The 17,440-nt window shown below is 71.7% G+C and carries 18 protein-coding genes; 14 read left to right on the forward strand and 4 right to left on the reverse strand.

Annotated elements, in window-relative coordinates:
* Positions 1-107 precede the first annotated feature (107 nt).
* The 6 genes from ACH4OW_RS02485 to ACH4OW_RS02510 all read left to right on the forward strand — a co-directional run bounded on the left by ACH4OW_RS02485 (position 108) and on the right by ACH4OW_RS02510 (position 6,965).
* On the forward strand, positions 108-731 hold the full coding sequence (locus tag ACH4OW_RS02485; RefSeq protein WP_398024312.1) for a TetR/AcrR family transcriptional regulator: 624 nt from the start codon (positions 108-110) through the stop codon (positions 729-731).
* Positions 728-1,453: a GNAT family N-acetyltransferase gene (locus tag ACH4OW_RS02490; RefSeq protein WP_398024314.1), complete on the forward strand. Its 726-nt coding sequence runs from the start codon at positions 728-730 to the stop codon at positions 1,451-1,453. Before ACH4OW_RS02485 ends, ACH4OW_RS02490 begins: the two co-directional genes overlap by 4 nt.
* 150 nt (positions 1,454-1,603) lie before the next feature.
* The gene (locus ACH4OW_RS02495; protein ID WP_398024316.1) at positions 1,604-2,896 is read left to right on the forward strand and encodes an NAD(P)/FAD-dependent oxidoreductase; all 1,293 of its coding nucleotides are present in this window, start codon (positions 1,604-1,606) and stop codon (positions 2,894-2,896) included.
* Between the two features lie 2 nt (positions 2,897-2,898).
* Positions 2,899-5,499, forward strand: coding sequence for a nitrite reductase large subunit NirB (gene nirB / locus ACH4OW_RS02500; RefSeq protein WP_398024318.1), 2,601 nt, complete (start codon positions 2,899-2,901; stop codon positions 5,497-5,499).
* Positions 5,496-5,882, forward strand: coding sequence for a nitrite reductase small subunit NirD (gene nirD, locus ACH4OW_RS02505; protein WP_398024319.1), 387 nt, complete (start codon positions 5,496-5,498; stop codon positions 5,880-5,882). Before nirB ends, nirD begins: the two co-directional genes overlap by 4 nt.
* 141 nt (positions 5,883-6,023) lie before the next feature.
* Complete coding sequence (locus ACH4OW_RS02510) at positions 6,024-6,965, forward strand: oxidoreductase (RefSeq protein WP_398024321.1); 942 nt, start codon at positions 6,024-6,026, stop codon at positions 6,963-6,965.
* An 82-nt stretch (positions 6,966-7,047) separates the two neighbouring features.
* Here ACH4OW_RS02510 and ACH4OW_RS02515 read toward each other — a convergent pair whose 3' ends face one another.
* A complete protein-coding gene (locus ACH4OW_RS02515; protein ID WP_360122151.1) occupies positions 7,048-7,557 on the reverse strand; it encodes a hypothetical protein in 510 nt (169 codons plus the stop codon).
* A gap of 484 nt (positions 7,558-8,041) precedes the next feature.
* Between ACH4OW_RS02515 and ACH4OW_RS02520 the strand changes: the two genes are divergently transcribed.
* Both ACH4OW_RS02520 and ACH4OW_RS02525 read left to right on the forward strand, forming a co-directional pair.
* Positions 8,042-9,964: an APC family permease gene (locus ACH4OW_RS02520; protein WP_398024323.1), complete on the forward strand. Its 1,923-nt coding sequence runs from the start codon at positions 8,042-8,044 to the stop codon at positions 9,962-9,964.
* A 200-nt stretch (positions 9,965-10,164) separates the two neighbouring features.
* Positions 10,165-10,296, forward strand: coding sequence for a hypothetical protein (locus tag ACH4OW_RS02525; RefSeq protein WP_398024325.1), 132 nt, complete (start codon positions 10,165-10,167; stop codon positions 10,294-10,296).
* A 272-nt stretch (positions 10,297-10,568) separates the two neighbouring features.
* Here ACH4OW_RS02525 and ACH4OW_RS02530 read toward each other — a convergent pair whose 3' ends face one another.
* Complete coding sequence (locus tag ACH4OW_RS02530) at positions 10,569-11,129, reverse strand: hypothetical protein (RefSeq protein ID WP_398024327.1); 561 nt, start codon at positions 11,127-11,129, stop codon at positions 10,569-10,571.
* Between the two features lie 240 nt (positions 11,130-11,369).
* Here ACH4OW_RS02530 and ACH4OW_RS02535 point away from each other — a divergent pair, with 240 nt between their 5' ends.
* A complete protein-coding gene (locus tag ACH4OW_RS02535) occupies positions 11,370-12,062 on the forward strand; it encodes a protocatechuate 3,4-dioxygenase subunit beta (RefSeq protein WP_398024329.1) in 693 nt (230 codons plus the stop codon).
* Here ACH4OW_RS02535 and ACH4OW_RS02540 read toward each other — a convergent pair.
* Positions 12,049-12,471 carry an ATP-binding protein gene (locus ACH4OW_RS02540; protein ID WP_398024331.1) on the reverse strand — a complete coding sequence of 141 codons (423 nt, stop codon included), beginning with the start codon at positions 12,469-12,471 and terminating at the stop codon, positions 12,049-12,051. The two genes, ACH4OW_RS02535 and ACH4OW_RS02540, sit on opposite strands and share 14 nt — an antisense overlap.
* 186 nt (positions 12,472-12,657) lie before the next feature.
* On the opposite strand from ACH4OW_RS02540, the gene ACH4OW_RS02545 reads away from it, so the two are divergent.
* The gene (locus ACH4OW_RS02545) at positions 12,658-13,509 is read left to right on the forward strand and encodes a helix-turn-helix domain-containing protein (RefSeq protein ID WP_398024333.1); all 852 of its coding nucleotides are present in this window, start codon (positions 12,658-12,660) and stop codon (positions 13,507-13,509) included.
* Between the two features lie 3 nt (positions 13,510-13,512).
* Positions 13,513-13,704: a DUF397 domain-containing protein gene (locus ACH4OW_RS02550; RefSeq protein ID WP_398024335.1), complete on the forward strand. Its 192-nt coding sequence runs from the start codon at positions 13,513-13,515 to the stop codon at positions 13,702-13,704.
* Here ACH4OW_RS02550 and ACH4OW_RS02555 read toward each other — a convergent pair.
* Positions 13,701-13,985 (reverse strand): antibiotic biosynthesis monooxygenase family protein, encoded by a 285-nt coding sequence (locus ACH4OW_RS02555; RefSeq protein ID WP_360122178.1) that lies wholly within the window; start codon positions 13,983-13,985, stop codon positions 13,701-13,703. The genes ACH4OW_RS02550 and ACH4OW_RS02555 overlap by 4 nt on opposite strands.
* A 301-nt stretch (positions 13,986-14,286) precedes the next feature.
* On the opposite strand from ACH4OW_RS02555, the gene ACH4OW_RS02560 reads away from it, so the two are divergent.
* The 3 genes from ACH4OW_RS02560 to ACH4OW_RS02570 all read left to right on the forward strand — a co-directional run bounded on the left by ACH4OW_RS02560 (position 14,287) and on the right by ACH4OW_RS02570 (position 17,435).
* Positions 14,287-15,582: an ABC transporter substrate-binding protein gene (locus ACH4OW_RS02560; protein WP_398024337.1), complete on the forward strand. Its 1,296-nt coding sequence runs from the start codon at positions 14,287-14,289 to the stop codon at positions 15,580-15,582.
* Between the two features lie 65 nt (positions 15,583-15,647).
* On the forward strand, positions 15,648-16,562 hold the full coding sequence (locus tag ACH4OW_RS02565; protein ID WP_360123246.1) for a sugar ABC transporter permease: 915 nt from the start codon (positions 15,648-15,650) through the stop codon (positions 16,560-16,562).
* A gap of 3 nt (positions 16,563-16,565) precedes the next feature.
* Entirely contained in the window at positions 16,566-17,435 is an 870-nt protein-coding gene (locus ACH4OW_RS02570; RefSeq protein WP_398024340.1) for a carbohydrate ABC transporter permease, read from the forward strand.
* Positions 17,436-17,440 lie beyond the last annotated feature (5 nt).

Raw genomic sequence — 17,440 nt, forward strand, 5'->3', positions numbered from 1 at the left:
GACGCGGGTGGTGCGGGCGGCGCTGGCGGCACCGGCGGGAAATATAGCAACCGATCGGTCGGAAGTTAATTGGGGAAAACCCGGGACGCGCTGGCTACGATGGCGGCATGAGCCCACGCAAGTCCGTCGCCGAGTCCCGCAGGACCCGCGAGCGGATCATCGACCGCAGCATCGCGATCGCCTCGGTCGAAGGACTGGACGGGCTGACCATCGGCCGCCTCGCCACCGACCTGGGCATGAGCAAGGCCGGCGTGCTCGGCCACTTCGGCACCAAGGAGGCGCTCCAACTCGCCTCCCTGGACAGCGCGTCGGCGATCTTCTCCAAAGCGGTGTGGGAACCCTCCGCGCACACCGCCCCGGGCCTCGCCCGGCTCCAGGCCATCTGCGAGTCCTGGATCACCTACCTGGAACGCGAACACGGCGCCTTCCCCGGCGGCTGCTTCTTCACCACGGCCGCGGTGGAATTCGACGCGCGCGTCGGCCCCATCCGGGACGCGGTCGTACGGCGCTCCACCCTCTGGCGCCGCCGCCTGGCCAACGAGATCCGGTACGCCGTCGAAACCGGCGAACTCCCCCGCGACACCGACCCCGAGCAGCTCGTCTTCGAACTGGTCGGCCTCTACACCGGCCTCAACCAGGCCATCCAGCTCTTCGCCGACCCCACCGCTCCCAACCGCACCCGCCGCGCCCTCGCCCGCCTCCTCGCTCCGGCCACGGCACAGGCGCGGTGACGGCCGCGCACGAAGCGGAACTGCTCCGCACCGAGATCGAGACCAACTGGCCCCCGGACGCACGGGGGCGCCTCCGGGGCCCGCACCACGCGGTGCTCGGCGTCACGGCGGACGGCCGCCGGCGGACGCTGGCGGCCGGCGCCCACCTTCCGGACGCCCTCGCCGCCGAACTGGCGGCCGCCGGAGCGGCGGCCGACGCCCTCCCCCGCGTCCAGCGGCTGCTGGCAGCGTCCCTCGGCCCCGTCCACACGGCCTCGGGCCCGAGCTACCTCGTCCTGCCCGACCGCATCCGCTTCGCGCCGACCGCACCCGTCGTCCGTTCCGACGGCCCGCCCGCCGCGATCGACGCCCTGCGCACCGCGAACCCGGGCAACTGGGGCACGGACGAATGGCACGACCTCCTGGACGGCACGCTGGGCCCCTGGGCCATGGCCCTCGCCCCCGGCGGCGGGCACCCCTCCCACGTCGTCTCGATCTGCCACACCCCCTGCCGGTCCGACCGCGGCGCGGAAGCCGGCACCTGGACCCGCCCAGGACACCGCGGCCGCGGCCACGCCGCGACGGTCACCGCCGCCTGGGCCCGCCTGATGTCCCCCGGCACCCGCCACCTCTTCTACAGCACCACCGCCGCCAACCACTCCTCCCAGCACGTCGCCGCCCGCCTGGGTTTGCGCCCGCTGGGCACGCTGTGGAAAGTGTCGCCCCCGGGCTCCGGGGAGTGAAGGGCGCGGCCGGACGACGGCGCAGGCGGACACCCCGGTGCCCACGGCCAGACGCCTCACACCCCGCCCTCCCCCGTGCTGAGGGCAGCGTTCCCCGCGGGTAACAACGCAGATGCGGACGGGTAACAGCCGGACCGCACGCTGGCGGACATGACCTCGCAACAGCGTGTGGTGGTGATCGGAGGCGGCATGGCCGCCGCCCGGCTCGCGCAGCGCCTCGGCCCGGCCGCCGCCGACGGCGGTCCGGTGCTCACCGTCCTCGGGGAGGAGCCGCACCGCCCGTACAACCGTGTCCTGCTCGCCGAGGTGCTGGCCGGCCGGTACGCGCAGGAGGTCATCGCCCTGCCGGCCCCGCACGACGGAGTGCGGTGGCTGGCCGGGGTGCGGGCGGTACGGATCGACCGGGCGGGCCGCACGGTGCTGTGCGACGACGGGCAGGCCGTACCGTACGACCGTCTCGTCCTCGCGACCGGCTCCAACCCGGTGCTCCCGCCGCTCCGCGGTCTCTTCCCGCCCGGCCACGAGGACCTTCCCGGCGGCGTCCACCCCTTCCGTACGCTCGACGACTGCGCCGCGCTCGGCGCGGCCGCCGCCCGGCCGGGCGCGCGTGCCGTGGTGATCGGCGGCGGGCTGCTCGGCGTCTCGGCGGCCCGCGCGCTGGCCGAGCGCGGTGTATCGGTTCTGCTCGCGCAGCAGGGCGAGCACCTGATGGAACGGCAGTTGGACGCCGGGGCCGCGGCCCTGCTGCGCGCCCACCTCGAAACGCTGGGCGTTGAGGTGCACACGGAGTGCCGGGTGCGCGGGCTGCGCGTCGAGGAAGGCGCCGTACGCGGGGTGGAATTCGCGGACGGCTACGCGCCGGATGCCGGCCTGGTCGTCCTGGCCTGCGGGGTACGGCCGCGCGTCGGCCTGGCGCGCGCCGCCGGGCTGCCGGTCGACCGGGGCGTCGTCGTCGACGACCGGCTGCGTACGGCCGATCCCCGCATCCACGCGATCGGGGACTGCGCGCAGCACGACGGCCTGGTGTACGGCCTGGCGGGTCCCGCCCTCGAACAGGCCGACCTGCTGGCGCGCATCCTCAGGGCGGAGGCCGCCCGCTACCGCGGCACCCGCGCCCTCACCCGCCTCACTCTCACCGGCACCGGCACCGCGCCCGGGACGGCGCCCGCCGCCACCGCCCCCCTCGACCTGGCCGCCTTCGGCACCCCTTCCCCCCTCCCCGGCGACGACGTGATCCACCTGTCCGACGCCACCCGCAACGCCTACCGCAAGGTCGTCGTCCGCGGCGACCGCCTCGTCGGCGGCATCCTCCTCGGCGACCTGGGCGCCGTCGGCACCCTCGCCCGCACCTGGGAGTCCGGCGAACCGCTGCCAAAGGCGCCCCTGCTGCACCTGCTCACCACCGAGACCGCCACCCCTTCCCGCACCGCCGGAGGCTCCTGACCATGGCCGCAACCGCCGTTCCCACCCTCGTGCTCATCGGCCACGGCATGGTCGGCCAACGGTTCCTCGAAGCCCTCGCCGACCGCGGCGTGACCGGGCGCGCCCGGGTGGTCGTCCTGTGCGAGGAGCCCCGGGCCGCCTACGACCGGGTCCAGCTCACCTCGTACTTCTCTGGCCGCACGCCGGACGACCTGTCCCTCGCCGACCCCGGGTTCATGGCCCGGCACGGCATCGAACTGCACCTGGGCGACCCGGCCACCGCCATCGACCGCGCGGCGCGCACCGTCACCGCCCGGTCCGGCCTGACGCTCGCGTACGACACGCTCGTCCTGGCCACCGGCTCGTACCCCTTCGTGCCGCCGGTCCCCGGCAAGGACAGCACCGGCTGCTTCGTCTACCGGACCATCGAGGACCTGCTCGCCATCGAGGAGTACGCCAAGAACTGCCGCACCGGCACCGTCGTCGGCGGCGGCCTGCTCGGCCTGGAGGCCGCCGGCGCGCTCAACGGGCTCGGGCTGCGGACCCACATCGTCGAGTTCCAGCCGCGGCTGATGGCGGTCCAGGTCGACGAGGGCGGCGGCAGCGCGCTGCGCCGGACCGTGGAGGGGATGGGCCTGAGCGTCCACACAGGCGTCGGCGGCAAGGAGATCGTCGCGGACGAGGACGGCGCGGTGCGGGCCATGGAGCTGTCGGACGGCTCGTCCGTCGAGACGGACCTGGTGATCTTCTCGGCCGGGGTGCGCCCCCGCGACCAGCTCGCCCGCGACTGCGGCCTGGCGGTCGGCGAGCGCGGTGGCATCGGCGTGGACGAGCGGTGCCGTACCAGCGACCCCGCCGTCTACGCGATCGGCGAATGCGCGCTGGCGGCCGACGGCAGGGTGTACGGACTGGTGGCGCCCGGCTACGAGATGGCGGAGACGGCGGCGGCCGCCATCGCCGGCGACCGGGACGTGCCCGCGTTCACCGGCGCCGACACCTCCACCAAGCTCAAGCTCCTCGGCGTGGACGTGGCCTCCTTCGGTGACGCGCACGGCGCCACTCCCGGCTGCCTCGACGTCGTCTACGCCGACTCCCGTTCCGGCGTCTACAAGAAGCTGGTCGTCGGCGCGGACGGCGAGCTGCTCGGCGGCGTGCTGGTCGGCGACGCCGAGTCGTACGGCCTGCTGCGCCCGCTCATCGGCTCCGTGCCGCCCGTCGCCCCCGAGCAGCTCGTGCTGCCTGCCGGAACCGGCGCACCGGCCGCCCTCGGTCCCGCCGCCCTCCCCGACGACGCGGTGATCTGCAACTGCCACAACGTCACCAAGGGCACCATTCGCTCCGCGGTCTCCGAGCACTCCTGCACCACCGTGCCCGAGGTGAAGAAGTGCACCAAGGCGGGCACCGGCTGCGGCAGTTGCGTCAAGGCCCTGACCACACTGGTCAACGACGAACTCGCGGCCGGCGGCGTGGCCGTCGACAAGGGGCTGTGCGGCTGCTTCCCGCACACCCGCGCCGAGCTGTACGAAATCGTCCGCACCCGCCGCCTCACCTCGTACGCCGAACTCCTGGACGCCCACGGCCGTGCGGAGGCCCGCGGCGGCGACGGCTGCGAGACCTGCAAACCGGCCGTCGGCTCCATCATCGCCTCCCTCGCCCCCACCGTCGGCGCCGGCGGCTACGTCCTGGACGGCGAGCAGTCCGCCCTCCAGGACACCAACGACCACTTCCTCGCCAACCTCCAGCGCAACGGCTCCTACTCGGTCGTCCCCCGCATCCCCGGCGGCGAGATCACCCCGGAGAAGCTGATCACCATCGGCGAGGTGGCCCGCGACTTCGGCCTCTATACGAAGATCACCGGCGGCCAGCGCATCGACCTGTTCGGCGCCCGCGTCGACCAACTCCCGCGCATCTGGGCCCGCCTGGTGGACGCCGGCTTCGAATCCGGCCACGCGTACGGGAAAGCCCTCCGCACCGTGAAGTCGTGCGTCGGGCAGACCTGGTGCCGCTACGGCGTCCAGGACTCCGTCCGCATGGCCATCGACCTGGAACTGCGCTACCGGGGCCTGCGGTCCCCGCACAAACTCAAGTCGGCGGTCTCCGGGTGCGCGCGCGAGTGCGCCGAGGCACGCGGCAAGGACTTCGGCGTCATCGCCACCTCCAACGGCTGGAACCTGTACGTCGGCGGCAACGGCGGCGCCGACCCCCGCCACGCCGACCTGCTCGCCCAAGACCTCTCCGACACCGAACTGATCCGCCTGATCGACCGCTTCCTGATGTTCTACATCCGCACCGCCGACCGCCTGGAGCGCACCTCCGCCTGGCTGGAGCGCATCGAGGGCGGCCTCGACCACGTACGCGACGTCGTCGTGCACGACTCCCTCGGCCTCTGCGACGAACTGGAGTCCCTGATGGCCGCGCACGTGTCCGCCTACCGCGACGAGTGGGCCGACACCCTCGCCGACCCGGAGCGCCTCGCCCGCTTCGTCTCCTTCGTCAACGCGCCGGACGCCCCCGACCCGGCCGTCCGCTTCGTCCCCGAGCGCGACCAGATCAAGCCGGACCTGGGCCTGCTGGCCGGTCCCACACTCCCCGTACGCACCCTGGAAGGGACCGCCGCCCGATGACCCCCACGACCCTCGCCGTAGCACTCGCCGTGCAACTCCCCGCAGCACAGGAGCAGGAGAAGGACGGCCACTGGATCCCCGTGTGCGACCGCTCCGCCCTCGTCCCCGGCCGGGGCGTCGCCGCCCTCCTCCCGGACGGCGGGCAGGTGGCGCTGTTCCTGGACCGCGCGGGACGCCCGTACGCCATCGGCAACCGCGACCCGTTCACCGGCGCGTACGTCCTCTCCCGCGGCCTGACCGGCTCGGCCGGCGGCCGCCCGTTCGTCGCCTCCCCCCTCCTCAAACAGCGCTTCGACCTGGAGACGGGCACCTGCCTGGACGACCCGGCGGTGTCGGTGCCCGTCTACCGGGTCCGGGAAGTCACCGGAGGACGCGACGGCTGACGGCGGACGCGACGGCCGGCGGCCGGCAGCTGGCGGTTGGCGGTTGGCGGCGGCATCACCCGCCCTCCCGGCACCCCTGGCCCCGTACGGCCTGGGCGTACGCTGGTGCTCCCCACGCACCGACGAAGGAGCGCAGCAGGCGTGACCCGTTGGAACACGAGCCACATCCCCGACCAGACGGGCCGCTCGGCGGTCGTCACCGGCGCCAACAGCGGCATCGGCTACATCACCGCGCGCGAACTCGCCCGGCGCGGCGCCCGCACCGTACTGGCCTGCCGCAACGAGGCGCGCGGGCATGCGGCGCTCGCCCGGCTGCGCTCCGAAGTACCGGCCGCCGAAGCCGAGTTCCGGCGCCTCGACCTGGCCGACCTGGCGTCCGTACGCGACTTCGCGGCCGGCCTCGACGACTTCGACGGCGACCGCCTCGACCTCCTCGTCAACAACGCCGGCGTCATGGCGCTCCCGCAGCGCCGCACCGCCGACGGCTTCGAGATGCAGTTCGGCACCAACCACCTCGGCCACTTCGCCCTCACCGGCCTCCTCCTGCCCAAGCTGCTCGGCACCCCGGGGGCGCGCGTCGTCACCGTCTCCAGCGGCTTCCACGCGCTCGCCAACGTCAAGCTGGACGACCTCAACAGCGAGCGCGGCTACCACCGGTGGATCGCCTACGGCCGCTCCAAGAGCGCCAACCTGCTCTTCGTCCACGAGCTGTCCCGCCGCCTGGCGCAGGCCGGATCGCGGGTACTGGCCGTCGCCGCGCACCCCGGCTACGCCGACACCAACCTCCAGACCGCCGGCGTACGAATGGAGGGCCGTACGCGCGCCGAGCGGATCGTGAATCTGGCCAACCGCCTCATCGGCCAGCCCGCCGAATCCGGCGCCCTGCCCACCCTGTGCGCCGCCACCGCGCCGCACATGAAGCCGGACGCGTTCCTCGGCCCCCGCAACGGCCTGCGCGGCGCGACCGCGCCGTCCTTCCGCGCCCCGTGGACGACGAACGACGAGACCTCGGAACGGCTGTGGGCGGCGTCGGAGGAGCTCACGGGGGTGCGCTACGACTTCGGCGGCGGGGCGCGGGGCTAAGGGCAAATGGGGCGCGCGGATGGCGCGCCGCCGCAACCTGCCTTGCGCGCGTAGCGGGGGAAGGGCGTGCGGCGGCGGCCGGTCACTCCAGGCCCGACGCCTCGAAGATCCGTCGGGCGCCGTCCCGGTCGACGTGCTCGCCCAGCGCCCGCAGCGCCTCGCCGCCCGAGCGCAGCAGACCGCGCTCCCGGGACAGCCGGGCACCGGTGTCGAGCAGGTGCCACAGGGCCGGGTTGGCGGTGAGGACCTTGGGGTCCAGTTCGACCCGGCCGCCCGTGAGGTCGCGGAGCACCAGCCGCGGCGCCATTCCGTCGCTGCGGAGCACGAGCACCAGCAGGTCGGTGCGGACCCGGCGCTCGCGCAGCAGTCCGCGTACGGCGAGCCACCCCGCCCCCGCGGTCACCCGTGCCGGGAAGAGCGCCGCGAGGAGCACCACCGCGAGGGACGTCCAGCAGGCGGCGCGCAGCGGGTCGAGGGTGTCGTTGGCGAGGTCGACGGCGAGCATGAGGGTGAGCACGCCGGCCGAGCAGCAGACCGCCGCGCGCAGTTCGGGCGCCCACCGGCGGTCCCGGTACGCCGCCGGGCCGTGCACCGGGGGTGGAAGGGCGTACCCCTCCCGCGTATGCCGTCCATCGCGCGCCCCACCGCCTCCCTGTCCGCCCCCGCCCGCGCCGTCTTCGCCGCCCTCTCCGTAGGCCGTCGGCCCGGCCCCGGTGCCCCATCGCCGTCCCATGGCCGCGACGATAGGGCGGCGGGGCCCCGGCCGTCGCACCCTTGATGCGGCGCTGACGAAGCCCCGGGAAACCTTGACGCACCACTGACAAGGCCCGGCAGCCGCCCGCGCGGACCACCGGAGGCCCGCACCGCCCTGTGCCGGGGCCACCCGGTGCTGCGGCCACCCGCCCGCATCGAAACGCCCCCACAGGGCATCAAAGGCGTCAAGAAGCCGTGAAGATGCCAGGATCGCCCGCCAAAGCCACGCCAAGAACCAGCGTGCCCGTACGAACCGGCACTCACGCTGGGCTGGCCCCGTCACCGGGGTTCTCTACCCACAGCGCACGGAGGTACGGCGAACGATGTCGATGGCGTGGAAACTCACGGGCCGGACCCCGGCCCGGGCCACGGACCCGGACGCGGACCGGAATGCGCCGGGCACCGGGACCGCGGGCGGACCGGGCGGCCCGCTGACCGCACCGCCTCCCGGGCCCGAGCCGGACGCCCGACATCGCCTGACCTCCGTACAGGGCCTCGCCGCCCTCTCCCTCGACGCGATGGCGTCGGTCGCGTACGGGCCCGAGGCCATCGTCCTGGTCCTGGCCGCGGCGGGCGCCCGCGGGCTCGGGTATACCCTGCCGGTCACCCTCGGCATCGCGGCGCTGCTCGCCGTCCTGGTCGCCTCGTACCGCCAGGTGATCGCGGCGTTCCCGAACGGCGGCGGCTCGTACGCCGTCGCCAAGGCCCACCTCGGGCGCCGTACCGCCCTGGTCGCCGCGGCGTCCCTGATCCTCGACTACGTCCTGAACGTCGCCGTGTCCGTGACGGCCGGCGTCGCCGCGCTCACCTCCGCCTTCCCCGGCCTGTACGGCGAACGGCTGTGGCTGTGCCTGGCGGTGCTCGTCCTGGTGACCGGCGTGAACCTGCGCGGCATCGTCGACTCCGCGAAGGCGTTCCTGCTGCCCACCGCCGTCTTCGTGGGTTCGATTCTCGCCCTCGTCGCGGTCGGCCTGTTCAGGGACGCGCCCGCCTCCACGGTCTCCGCCGCCGGCCACGCCTCCGTACTGTCCGACAACGCGACCTCCGTGGGCGCGCTCCTCCTCCTGAAGGCGTTCGCCTCCGGCTGTTCGGCGCTGACCGGCGTCGAGGCGGTCGCCAACGCCGTACCGTCCTTCCGTGCCCCCGCCGCCAAGCGCGCGCAGCGCACCGAAGTCGCCCTGGGCGTGCTACTCGGCGTGATGCTGATCGGCCTCTCGGTCCTGATCGGCCGCTTCCACCTCCAGCCGGTGGAGGGCGTCACCGTACTCGCCCAGCTCGCGGACGCCGCCCTCGGCCACAACTGGGCCTTCTACCTGGTGCAGTTCGCCACGATGGTGCTGCTCGCCCTGGCCGCGAACACCTCCTTCGGCGGGCTGCCCGTCCTGATGAGCCTGCTGGCCCGCGACAACTACCTGCCGCACGTCTTCGGCCTCAAGGCCGACCGGCAGGTGCACCGGCACGGCGTACTGGCGCTGGCCGCCGTCGCCGCCGTGCTCCTCGTCTTCTCCGGCGGCGACGTGAACACCCTCGTCCCGCTCTTCGCCATCGGCGTCTTCGTGGGCTTCACCGTCTGCCAGGTGGGCATGGTCCGGCACTGGCGGCAGGAACGATCCGCCGGCTGGCGCGGCAAGGCCGCCCTCAACGGCTTCGGCGCGCTGCTGACCGGCGTGTCCGCCGTCGTCGTCACGGCGACGAAGTTCACCGCGGGCGCCTGGCTCGTCGTCATCGCCCTGCCCGCCCTCGTCCTCGCCTTCGAGGCGGTCCACCGGGCGTACGGCCGGATCGCGGACCGCCTGGCCCTGGGCCGCATCCCCGAGCCCCCGCACCGCGACCGCTCCCTCGTCGTCGTCCCCGTCTCCCACCTCTCCAAGCTCACCTGCGAGGCACTGAACGCCGCGGTCTCCCTCGGCGACAAAGTGGTGGCGGTCACCGTCACGTACGCCTCCCCGGAGGACCGCCGCGCCTCGGAGTCCCTGCGCCGCGACTGGGAGCTGTGGAACCCCGGCGTGGAACTCCTCGAACTGCCCTCCGCGACCCGCACCGTCGGCCGCCCCGTCGCCGCGTACGTACGCGATCTCGGCGCGCGACAGCCCGGCACCCGGGTCACGGTCCTCATCCCCGAGGTGGAACCGGCCCACCTGTGGCAGCGCCTCCTCCAGAACCAGCGCGGCGCAGTCGTCGCCCACGCGGTCCGGCGCACCACGGACGCGACGATCTGCCGTTTGCGGTTCCGGGTGTCGGCGTAAACGCCGCACGTTATTGAAGCCCGACCAGACAGCCTTTCGGTTGATTTACCCCATCCCAAAACGATCTTGACTGGGCGTTTAAGCGGCTTTGTGACCGGCACCATATGAGCCGCCCTTTTTACCCACAAGGGTGGATGGGTCCCCAGTCATGGGGGCGGAAGTAATGGAAAGGTGACCAGCTCACGCAGAAAGTCGCCGACGTGAAGGGTTCCACGGTCGAAGGCGTCGTGGTCCGGCCGACAACTCCGGGACAGGTGACCACGCGCATGGACTGGACCTGCCTCCAGGACGGCACTGGTGCCGTCATGGGCGTCGCCGACCACTGCTTTTAAGGACTGCTGTTCATGCTTCTCGGACGGATACTGGCCGCCCTCGCGCTTATCGGTGCGCTTGTCACGACAGCCCTCGGCGTATGGCTCGGCGACACATGGGGCATCGTGATCGGGATATTCGGAGTATTCAGTGCGTCCATCAGCACGTCCATAGTCTGGCGAGCCCGCCGGCAGTGAGTACACCTCGGTAGCTACGCCGGTAGGTCGGCCGGACCATGCCGGCGTAGCTCCGGGGCACGCCCCGCGTTAACTCCCCCCATACCCCCTTTTCCCTACTTCCCGGAACCGGGGGCCTGGAGGTCCCGGTCCGTGGGGTCCTCCCGCTCGGGCTGTTCGGGCGGCCGTACGAAGTCGTGCGAGCCGTTGTCCGAGGACTGACCGCCGAAGTGCGGCAGCGGCCGGTCGCAGCCGGGCCCCGGCCGGTTGCCCATCGGCATCAGCGCCAGGTCGGAGCCGAGGAACGGCACGATGGAGTAACCGCCGTTGCACATCGGCAGCACGTAAAACCGCTGCGCCTCCAACTCCTTGTTGTTCGGGGTCTTGGGGTCCTGCGGGTCCGTGAACCGCATTCCGTCCCGGAGGTTGTCGGGATTGACCGCCAGCCGCTTGCCCTCCCGCTTGTTCTCGAAGCTGTACACCGTGTTGTTCTTGTAGTAGCCCACCAGGTGGACCACCCACAGGTGCCGCTTGTTGTCGATGTTCTCGACGGGGTCGGTCTCGATCTGGAGGTCACCGTTGTGGGTGAGGTACCCACCGGAGACCCGGTGGATGATCATCAACTCGCGCTGGTGCTTCACGGACGCGACAAAGGTGTCCAGGGTGTTCGGGTACATACAGCGCCTTTCTTCTGTTCCGGCCCCCCGCACCTGGCATGCCCGACCCTCCTCCGCCAACGCCCGCATATGCCCCCGGCCGGAAGCGCTCACCGCGTACGCGCGTAGACACAGTTCATATGAACAGCGCCTGCCGCGCTCCGGCTCTCACGGGCGTACGCCCCGGTCGCCCGAACCTGTCCGCACGCCCGGCCGGTTCACGGCCTTGCCGCCGCTCCCGCCAGGTGCGACAACGGCCCCATGCCGACCTCGCCGACCCACGCCCCGGCCCCCACCGCGCCGCCGCCGTACCAGGGCCTCCCTCTACGCCACCCCACCCGGCCGCCGGTTCTCCTCCCCACCGACCCGGAGAGCGCGGAACTGAACGGCCCGGTCTTCGGCCACACCGACGTCACATCCCTCGACCACGACCTCACCCGCCACCACACCGGCGCCCCCATAGGCGAACGCATCACCCTGACCGGCCACGTCCTCGACAGCCGCGGCCGCCCCGTCCGCCACCAGCTCGTCGAACTCTGGCAGGCCAACGCCGCCGGCCGCTACGCCCACCAGGGCGACCGGCACGACGCCCCGCTCGACCCGAACTTCACGGGTACGGGCCGCGCCCTGACCGACGCCGACGGCCGCTACACCGTCACCACGATCAAGCCCGGCGCGTACCCGCTCGGCACCCCCGACCACGCCTGGCGCGCCGCCCACGTGCACTTCTCCTTCTTCGGCAGCGCCTTCACGCAACGCCTGGTCACCCAGATGTACTTCCCGGGCGACCCGCTCCTGGCCCATGACTCGGTCCTCCACTCCGCTCCTGGCGAAGCCGCCCGCCGCCGCCTGATCGCCACCTACGACCCGGCCCTCTCCAGCATCGCCGGCACCCTCACGTACCGCTGGAACATCGTCCTCGGCGGCCTCTCCCCCACCGTCACTCCTGCCTGACGTCCACCTCACACCACACCGTCTTACCGACCTCCCGTTCCCGCACCCCCCACCGCGCTGCCAGCCCCCGCACAATCACCAGCCCCCGCCCGCCCAAGTCTTCCTCTCCCGGCTCACATTCACTCGGCAACGCCTCCCCCCGCGCATCCGACACCGCAACCCGCACCACCCGCCCGGTACCCACCAGATGCACCCGGAACAGCCGCCCCTTGACCCGCCCGTGCACCAACGCGTTCGTGGCCAGCTCGGACACCAACACCCCGACGTCCCCGGCGATCTCCCCGTACCCCCACTCCCCCACCAACCGAACCGCCCGCCGCCGAGCCAGCGCGACGGCCTTGGGGAAGGGCGTGTAGTCGAGCAGGTCTTCATGAAGGACGACTTCTGCGGGGTCCTGCGGAGCGATCATCTACGACACCTCCGAGTTACGAGCGACGCGCACCCTGCGAAAGCCGCTGCGCGAGCGATTCACTACGGACCGTATTCGCCCTTCCGAGATCCACTCAACCTTTCACCGGGAAATATCCACCGAACGAGGTTGCCGCTGCCCGCCCCGACCCAGCACACTGGCCGCATCACGCAGAGGAGTCGCCAGGTGACAGCAGGTCAGGCCACACAGAGCAACAGCACGTCGACCGTTCTGGGGCGCAGACTCGGCGGTGAACTTCTCGCTCTCCGCACAGCCGCAGGGTTGACCCAGCCCCAGGCCGCCCAGGTCCTCAGCGCCTCCACGGCGAAGGTCGCCAAGCTGGAGCGTGGCTGGGTTCCCATCCGTGACCCGGACATCCGGGCACTGTGCGACCTATACGGCGTGCGGGATCCTCGCACGGTCGGCGGCCTCCTCGAACTGGCCCGCATCGACCGCGAGCGCCGCAAGGCCAAAGGGTGGTGGACGGAATTTCCCGGCATCGGCGCGATGCAGGAGTACGTCGCCCTGGAGAACGCCGCCACGACAGTCAAGGCGTGGCAACTGGCCTTCGTCCCCGGCCTCCTCCAAAGCCCGGACTACGTGCGCGCGTTGAACCCGGAGGACAGCTTCGTCAGCGCCAGGGTGGCGCGCCAACAGCGGCTCATGGGCGAGTCCCCGCTCACCCTCCATGCCGTGGTTTTCGAGGCCGCGCTCAGGACGCTCACCGGAGGCCGCGACACGATGCGCAGACAGCTGGAACACCTGGCAACCATGGCACAGCGACCGAACGTGAACGTGCGGGTTCTCCCGTTCAGCGCCGGCACCCAACCGGGCATGGGCTGCGCCTTCAACATCCTCTCGTTCGCCGAACCCGGCGCCATGGACATCGTCTACATGGAGATCCCCCACAACGAGCTGTGGCGCGAAGGAGGCCAAGAGGCCGGCGTGTACGGCACCATGTTCGAGAACATCGAACGCAACGCCCTCACCGCCGAAGGGTCTCTGGCGTTCATCACCAGCCTCAGTAAAGAACTGTGAGCCATGCCCCCGTACACGTTCCACAAGTCCAGCTACAGCAACGAAGAACGCGAGTGCGTCGAAGTGGCCACCAACCACCCCCACCTCATCGCCATACGCGACTCCAAGCGCGCGGACGGCCCCACCCTCCATGTCGGCGGCGCCGCGTGGACGGACTTTCTCGCCACGCTGCGGCCGGGGGCGTGCTCAGGCTAGGGCGCCTCCACGCCGGATATCCGGTACTTCCGCACCTCCGCGTCGAGGATCGCCGTCACCTGTTCGGGAGCCGGGCCGTTGCCGCGGAACACCTGGAGGTGGGCGTCGGACTCCCAGCGTTCGTACACGTTGATCCGGCCGGGATCGAGGCGGTCCGCCGACAGGGCGTAGTCCAGGCAGCCGGGGGCGGCTCTCGCCTGTTCGGCTATGGGGTCGCAGGCGGTCAGGTACGCGGCACGGGCGTCGGGGGCGACGTGGAGCTGGCCGGACACGATGATCATGGGCGTCTCCTCGGGAAGCGGGTAAGTCGGGCGGCTCGTACGGAAATCATGCACGAGGGGTCTGACAATCGCCCCGGGCGCGGGAACACGCGGGAACGCGCGGGAACACCAAGACCATCCACAACGCTCACCCCTACGGGCGTCCTCACCGGCCGGTTTCGTGGAGGTGCAATGCGTTCTTCACGCCGGTGCGGCAAAGTAGGCGCCCGTGGCGAGCGGTGATCGACGATCATCGGAGCCGCACGGCAGCCGTACGACGACCACGCGCGACGCGCGACGGGCTACGCAGGGGGCGATCGGCATGACACGCGGCAGCGACAGAGGCATGGGCAGGGGCGCCGGGGTCGGGAGGCGGCAGGTGCTCGGCGCCGCCGGTGGCGTGGCGCTCGCCGCCGTACTGGCGGCCTGCGGTGCCAACACCGGCCGCAACGGCAAGGGTTCGGGGCCGGCGCTGAGCCAGTGGTATCACCAGTACGGGGAGCCGGGTGCCGAGCAGGCCGTGAAGCGGTACGCCGCCGCGTACGACAAGGCGCGGGTGACCGTGCAGTGGCGGCCCGGCGATTACGACCGGCAGACGGCCGCCGCGCTGCTGACGGATTCGGGGCCCGACGTCTTCGAGGTCAACGGGCCGAAGCTGGAGCAGTTGAAGGGCGGCCAGGTCGTCGATCTGACCGCGGAGATCGAGGCCGTCAAGGACGACTTCAACCAGGCGGTGCTCAATCCGAAGATCTGGCGGGACAAGATCTGGGCGGTGCCGCAGGCCATCGACACGCAGTTGCTCTACTACAGGAAGAGCATGTTGAAGCGGGCGGGGGTGGAACCGCCGCGCACGGTGGATGAGTTGGTCGACGCGGCCAAGGAGCTGACCGCACGGTTCAAGGGCGACAAGGTCAAGGGGCTGTTCCTGGGGAACGACGGTGGGGCCGCCGTGCTGGGCGGTACGCCGCTGTACGCCGCGGGGCTGAGCCTGATCACCGAGGACGGGAAGGTCGGGTTCGACGATCCGGCCGCCGCCCGCGTGATCGCGAAGATCCGGCAGCTGTACGCCGATGAATCGTTGCTGCTGGGGGCGCCGACGGACTGGTCCGATCCGGCGGCCTTCGTGCAGGGGCTGACCGCCATGCAGTGGTCGGGGCTGTGGGCGCTGCCGCAGGTCAAGAAGGCCCTGGGGGACGACTTCGGGGTGCTGCCGTTCCCGAAGGACGGGGCCGGCAGGCCGGCCGTGCCGGTGGGCGCGTACGGCGCGGCGGTCAGCGCCCGCGGCAAGCACCGGGACGCGGCCAAGGCGTACGTGAAGTGGCTGTGGGTGGACGGGACCGACAAGCAGGAGGACTTCGCGCTCTCGTACGGCTTCCACATCCCGGCCCGTACCTCGCTCGCCAAGAAGGCGAAGCAGCTCCAGGAGGGTGCGGCGGCCGACGCGGTCGCGTACGCCACCCGGTACGGCAACGCCGAGCCGCTGCTCTGGACGACGCCGAGCAGCACCGCCTACCAGGACGCGCTGAACCGCATCATCAAGGGCGGCGCGAACCCGGAGAGCGAGTTGAAGGCCGTGGTGCGCAAGGTCGAGGCCGAGTTGCAGCGGGCCGGTAAGTGACCACCGGGCGGGCGGGCACGCGCAGGGGTACGTGGAGTACGGGTGCGGGCGCGCGGGCCGGCGGACTGCTCGGGCGGATTCGGGGGCCGCAGAACCGGAATCTGTGGTTCTGGGCCTTCGTGGGCCCGTTCGCCGCCGGTCTGGCCCTGTTCACGTACGTGCCGCTGGCCTGGAGCGCCTACCTCAGCTTCTTCGACGCGCACAACACGGTCACCCCGACGGACTTCGTCGGGCTGGACAACTACGCGGCGATGCTGGGCGACCGTGCCTTCGTGAGCAGCCTGGGCACCTTCGCGCTGTTCACGGCCTTCATCGTGCCGGCCACGTACGTCCTCTCGCTCGCCCTGGCGCTCATGGTCAACCGGCTGCGGTTCGCCCAGGCGTTCTTCCGCTCGGTCTTCTTCCTGCCGACGGCCTGCTCGTACGTGGTCGCCGCCCTGGTCTGGAAGTTGTCGATCTTCAACGGGGTGCGGTTCGGGCTCGCCAACACCGTGCTGGGGTGGTTCGGCGCCGACCAGACCGCCTGGCTGTCCACGACCGACCCGCCCTGGTACTGGCTGGTGATCGTGACCGTCCGGCTGTGGTTGCAGGCAGGTTTCTACATGATCCTGTTCCTGGCCGGTCTGCAACGGATCTCGCCCCGCCTGTACGAGGCGGCCGCGGTGGACGGCGCGCGGCCCGGCTGGCAGACGCTGCGGTACATCACACTGCCGCAGCTGCGCGCTACGTCGGTCGCCGTCGTACTGCTGCTGGTGATCAACGCGTTCCAGGCGTTCGACGAGTTCTACAACCTGATGTCCGACGCGCGCGGCTACCCGCCGTACGCGCGCCCGCCGCTGGTCTACCTCTACTACACCGCACTCGGGCAGGAGCAGAACCTCGGCCTGGGCAGCGCGGGCGCGGTGATCCTGGCGCTGATCATCGCCGTGGCGACCGTCGTGCAGGCCCGCTGGTTCGGCCTCGGGCGAAAGGAGGACTGAGCGATGACGACCAGGTACACACAACAGCCGGGCAGCCGGGGTGACTCTCGCGTACGGGCCGGGCGCGCGCTGCGTGCGGTGCTCCTCGCCGTCCTCGCCGTGCTGTTCCTCATCCCGTTCTACCTGCTCGTGCGCAACGGGCTGGCCACCGAACAGGACATCACCGCACCCGACTGGACGTTCTTCCCCCGCGATGTCCAGTGGTCGAATCTCACCGAGGTGTTCGACGATCCGAACCTGCCGCTGGCGCGGGCGCTGCAAAACTCCACGCTGATCGCGGTCTCCACGACGGTGGGCACGGTGCTGCTGGCGTCGCTGGCCGGGTACGGGCTGGCCCGCATCCCGTACCGCCACGCGAACGCCGTCTTCTACGCCGTCCTCGGCACGCTCATGGTCCCGGCGGCGGTCACGTTCGTGCCCAGTTTCGTGCTCGTCTCGTCGCTCGGCTGGATCTCCACCCTGCGCGGGCTGATCGTCCCGACGCTGTTCAGCGCCTTCGCCTGCTTCATATTCCGCCAGTACTTCCTGGGCTTCCCGCGGGAGCTGGAGGACGCGGCGCGGGTGGACGGGCTCGGGTACTGGCGTACGTACTGGCGGGTCGTGGTGCCCAACTCGCGGCCCGTCTTCGCCGCCGTCGGCACCATCGTGTTCATCGGCGCGTGGAACGCGTTCCTGTGGCCGCTGGTCATCGGCCAGGACAAGGAATCCTGGACGGTGCAGGTGGCGCTCTCCACCTTCACCACGGCGCAGAACCTCAACCTGCACGAGCTGTTCACGGCCGCGGCGATCTCGATCGCGCCGCTGGTGGTGGTGTTCGTGCTGTTGCAGCGCTACATCGTGGCGGGGGTGGAGCGGTCGGGGATCGACGACTGAGCGGG

This window comes from Streptomyces sp. NPDC017056, from assembly GCF_044332485.1.
Classification (GTDB): Bacteria; Actinomycetota; Actinomycetes; order Streptomycetales; family Streptomycetaceae; genus Streptomyces.

Coding starts and splice junctions, on each gene's coding strand:
- nirD (WP_398024319.1), top strand. CDS start 5,496: ATGACCCCCACGACCCTCGCCGTAGCACTCGCCGTGCAACTCCCCGCA.
- ACH4OW_RS02530 (WP_398024327.1), bottom strand. CDS start 11,129: ATGTACCCGAACACCCTGGACACCTTTGTCGCGTCCGTGAAGCACCAG.
- ACH4OW_RS02570 (WP_398024340.1), top strand. CDS start 16,566: ATGACGACCAGGTACACACAACAGCCGGGCAGCCGGGGTGACTCTCGC.
- ACH4OW_RS02540 (WP_398024331.1), bottom strand. CDS start 12,471: ATGATCGCTCCGCAGGACCCCGCAGAAGTCGTCCTTCATGAAGACCTG.
- ACH4OW_RS02485 (WP_398024312.1), top strand. CDS start 108: ATGAGCCCACGCAAGTCCGTCGCCGAGTCCCGCAGGACCCGCGAGCGG.
- ACH4OW_RS02520 (WP_398024323.1), top strand. CDS start 8,042: ATGTCGATGGCGTGGAAACTCACGGGCCGGACCCCGGCCCGGGCCACG.
- nirB (WP_398024318.1), top strand. CDS start 2,899: ATGGCCGCAACCGCCGTTCCCACCCTCGTGCTCATCGGCCACGGCATG.
- ACH4OW_RS02560 (WP_398024337.1), top strand. CDS start 14,287: ATGACACGCGGCAGCGACAGAGGCATGGGCAGGGGCGCCGGGGTCGGG.
- ACH4OW_RS02550 (WP_398024335.1), top strand. CDS start 13,513: ATGCCCCCGTACACGTTCCACAAGTCCAGCTACAGCAACGAAGAACGC.
- ACH4OW_RS02555 (WP_360122178.1), bottom strand. CDS start 13,985: ATGATCATCGTGTCCGGCCAGCTCCACGTCGCCCCCGACGCCCGTGCC.
- ACH4OW_RS02535 (WP_398024329.1), top strand. CDS start 11,370: ATGCCGACCTCGCCGACCCACGCCCCGGCCCCCACCGCGCCGCCGCCG.
- ACH4OW_RS02495 (WP_398024316.1), top strand. CDS start 1,604: ATGACCTCGCAACAGCGTGTGGTGGTGATCGGAGGCGGCATGGCCGCC.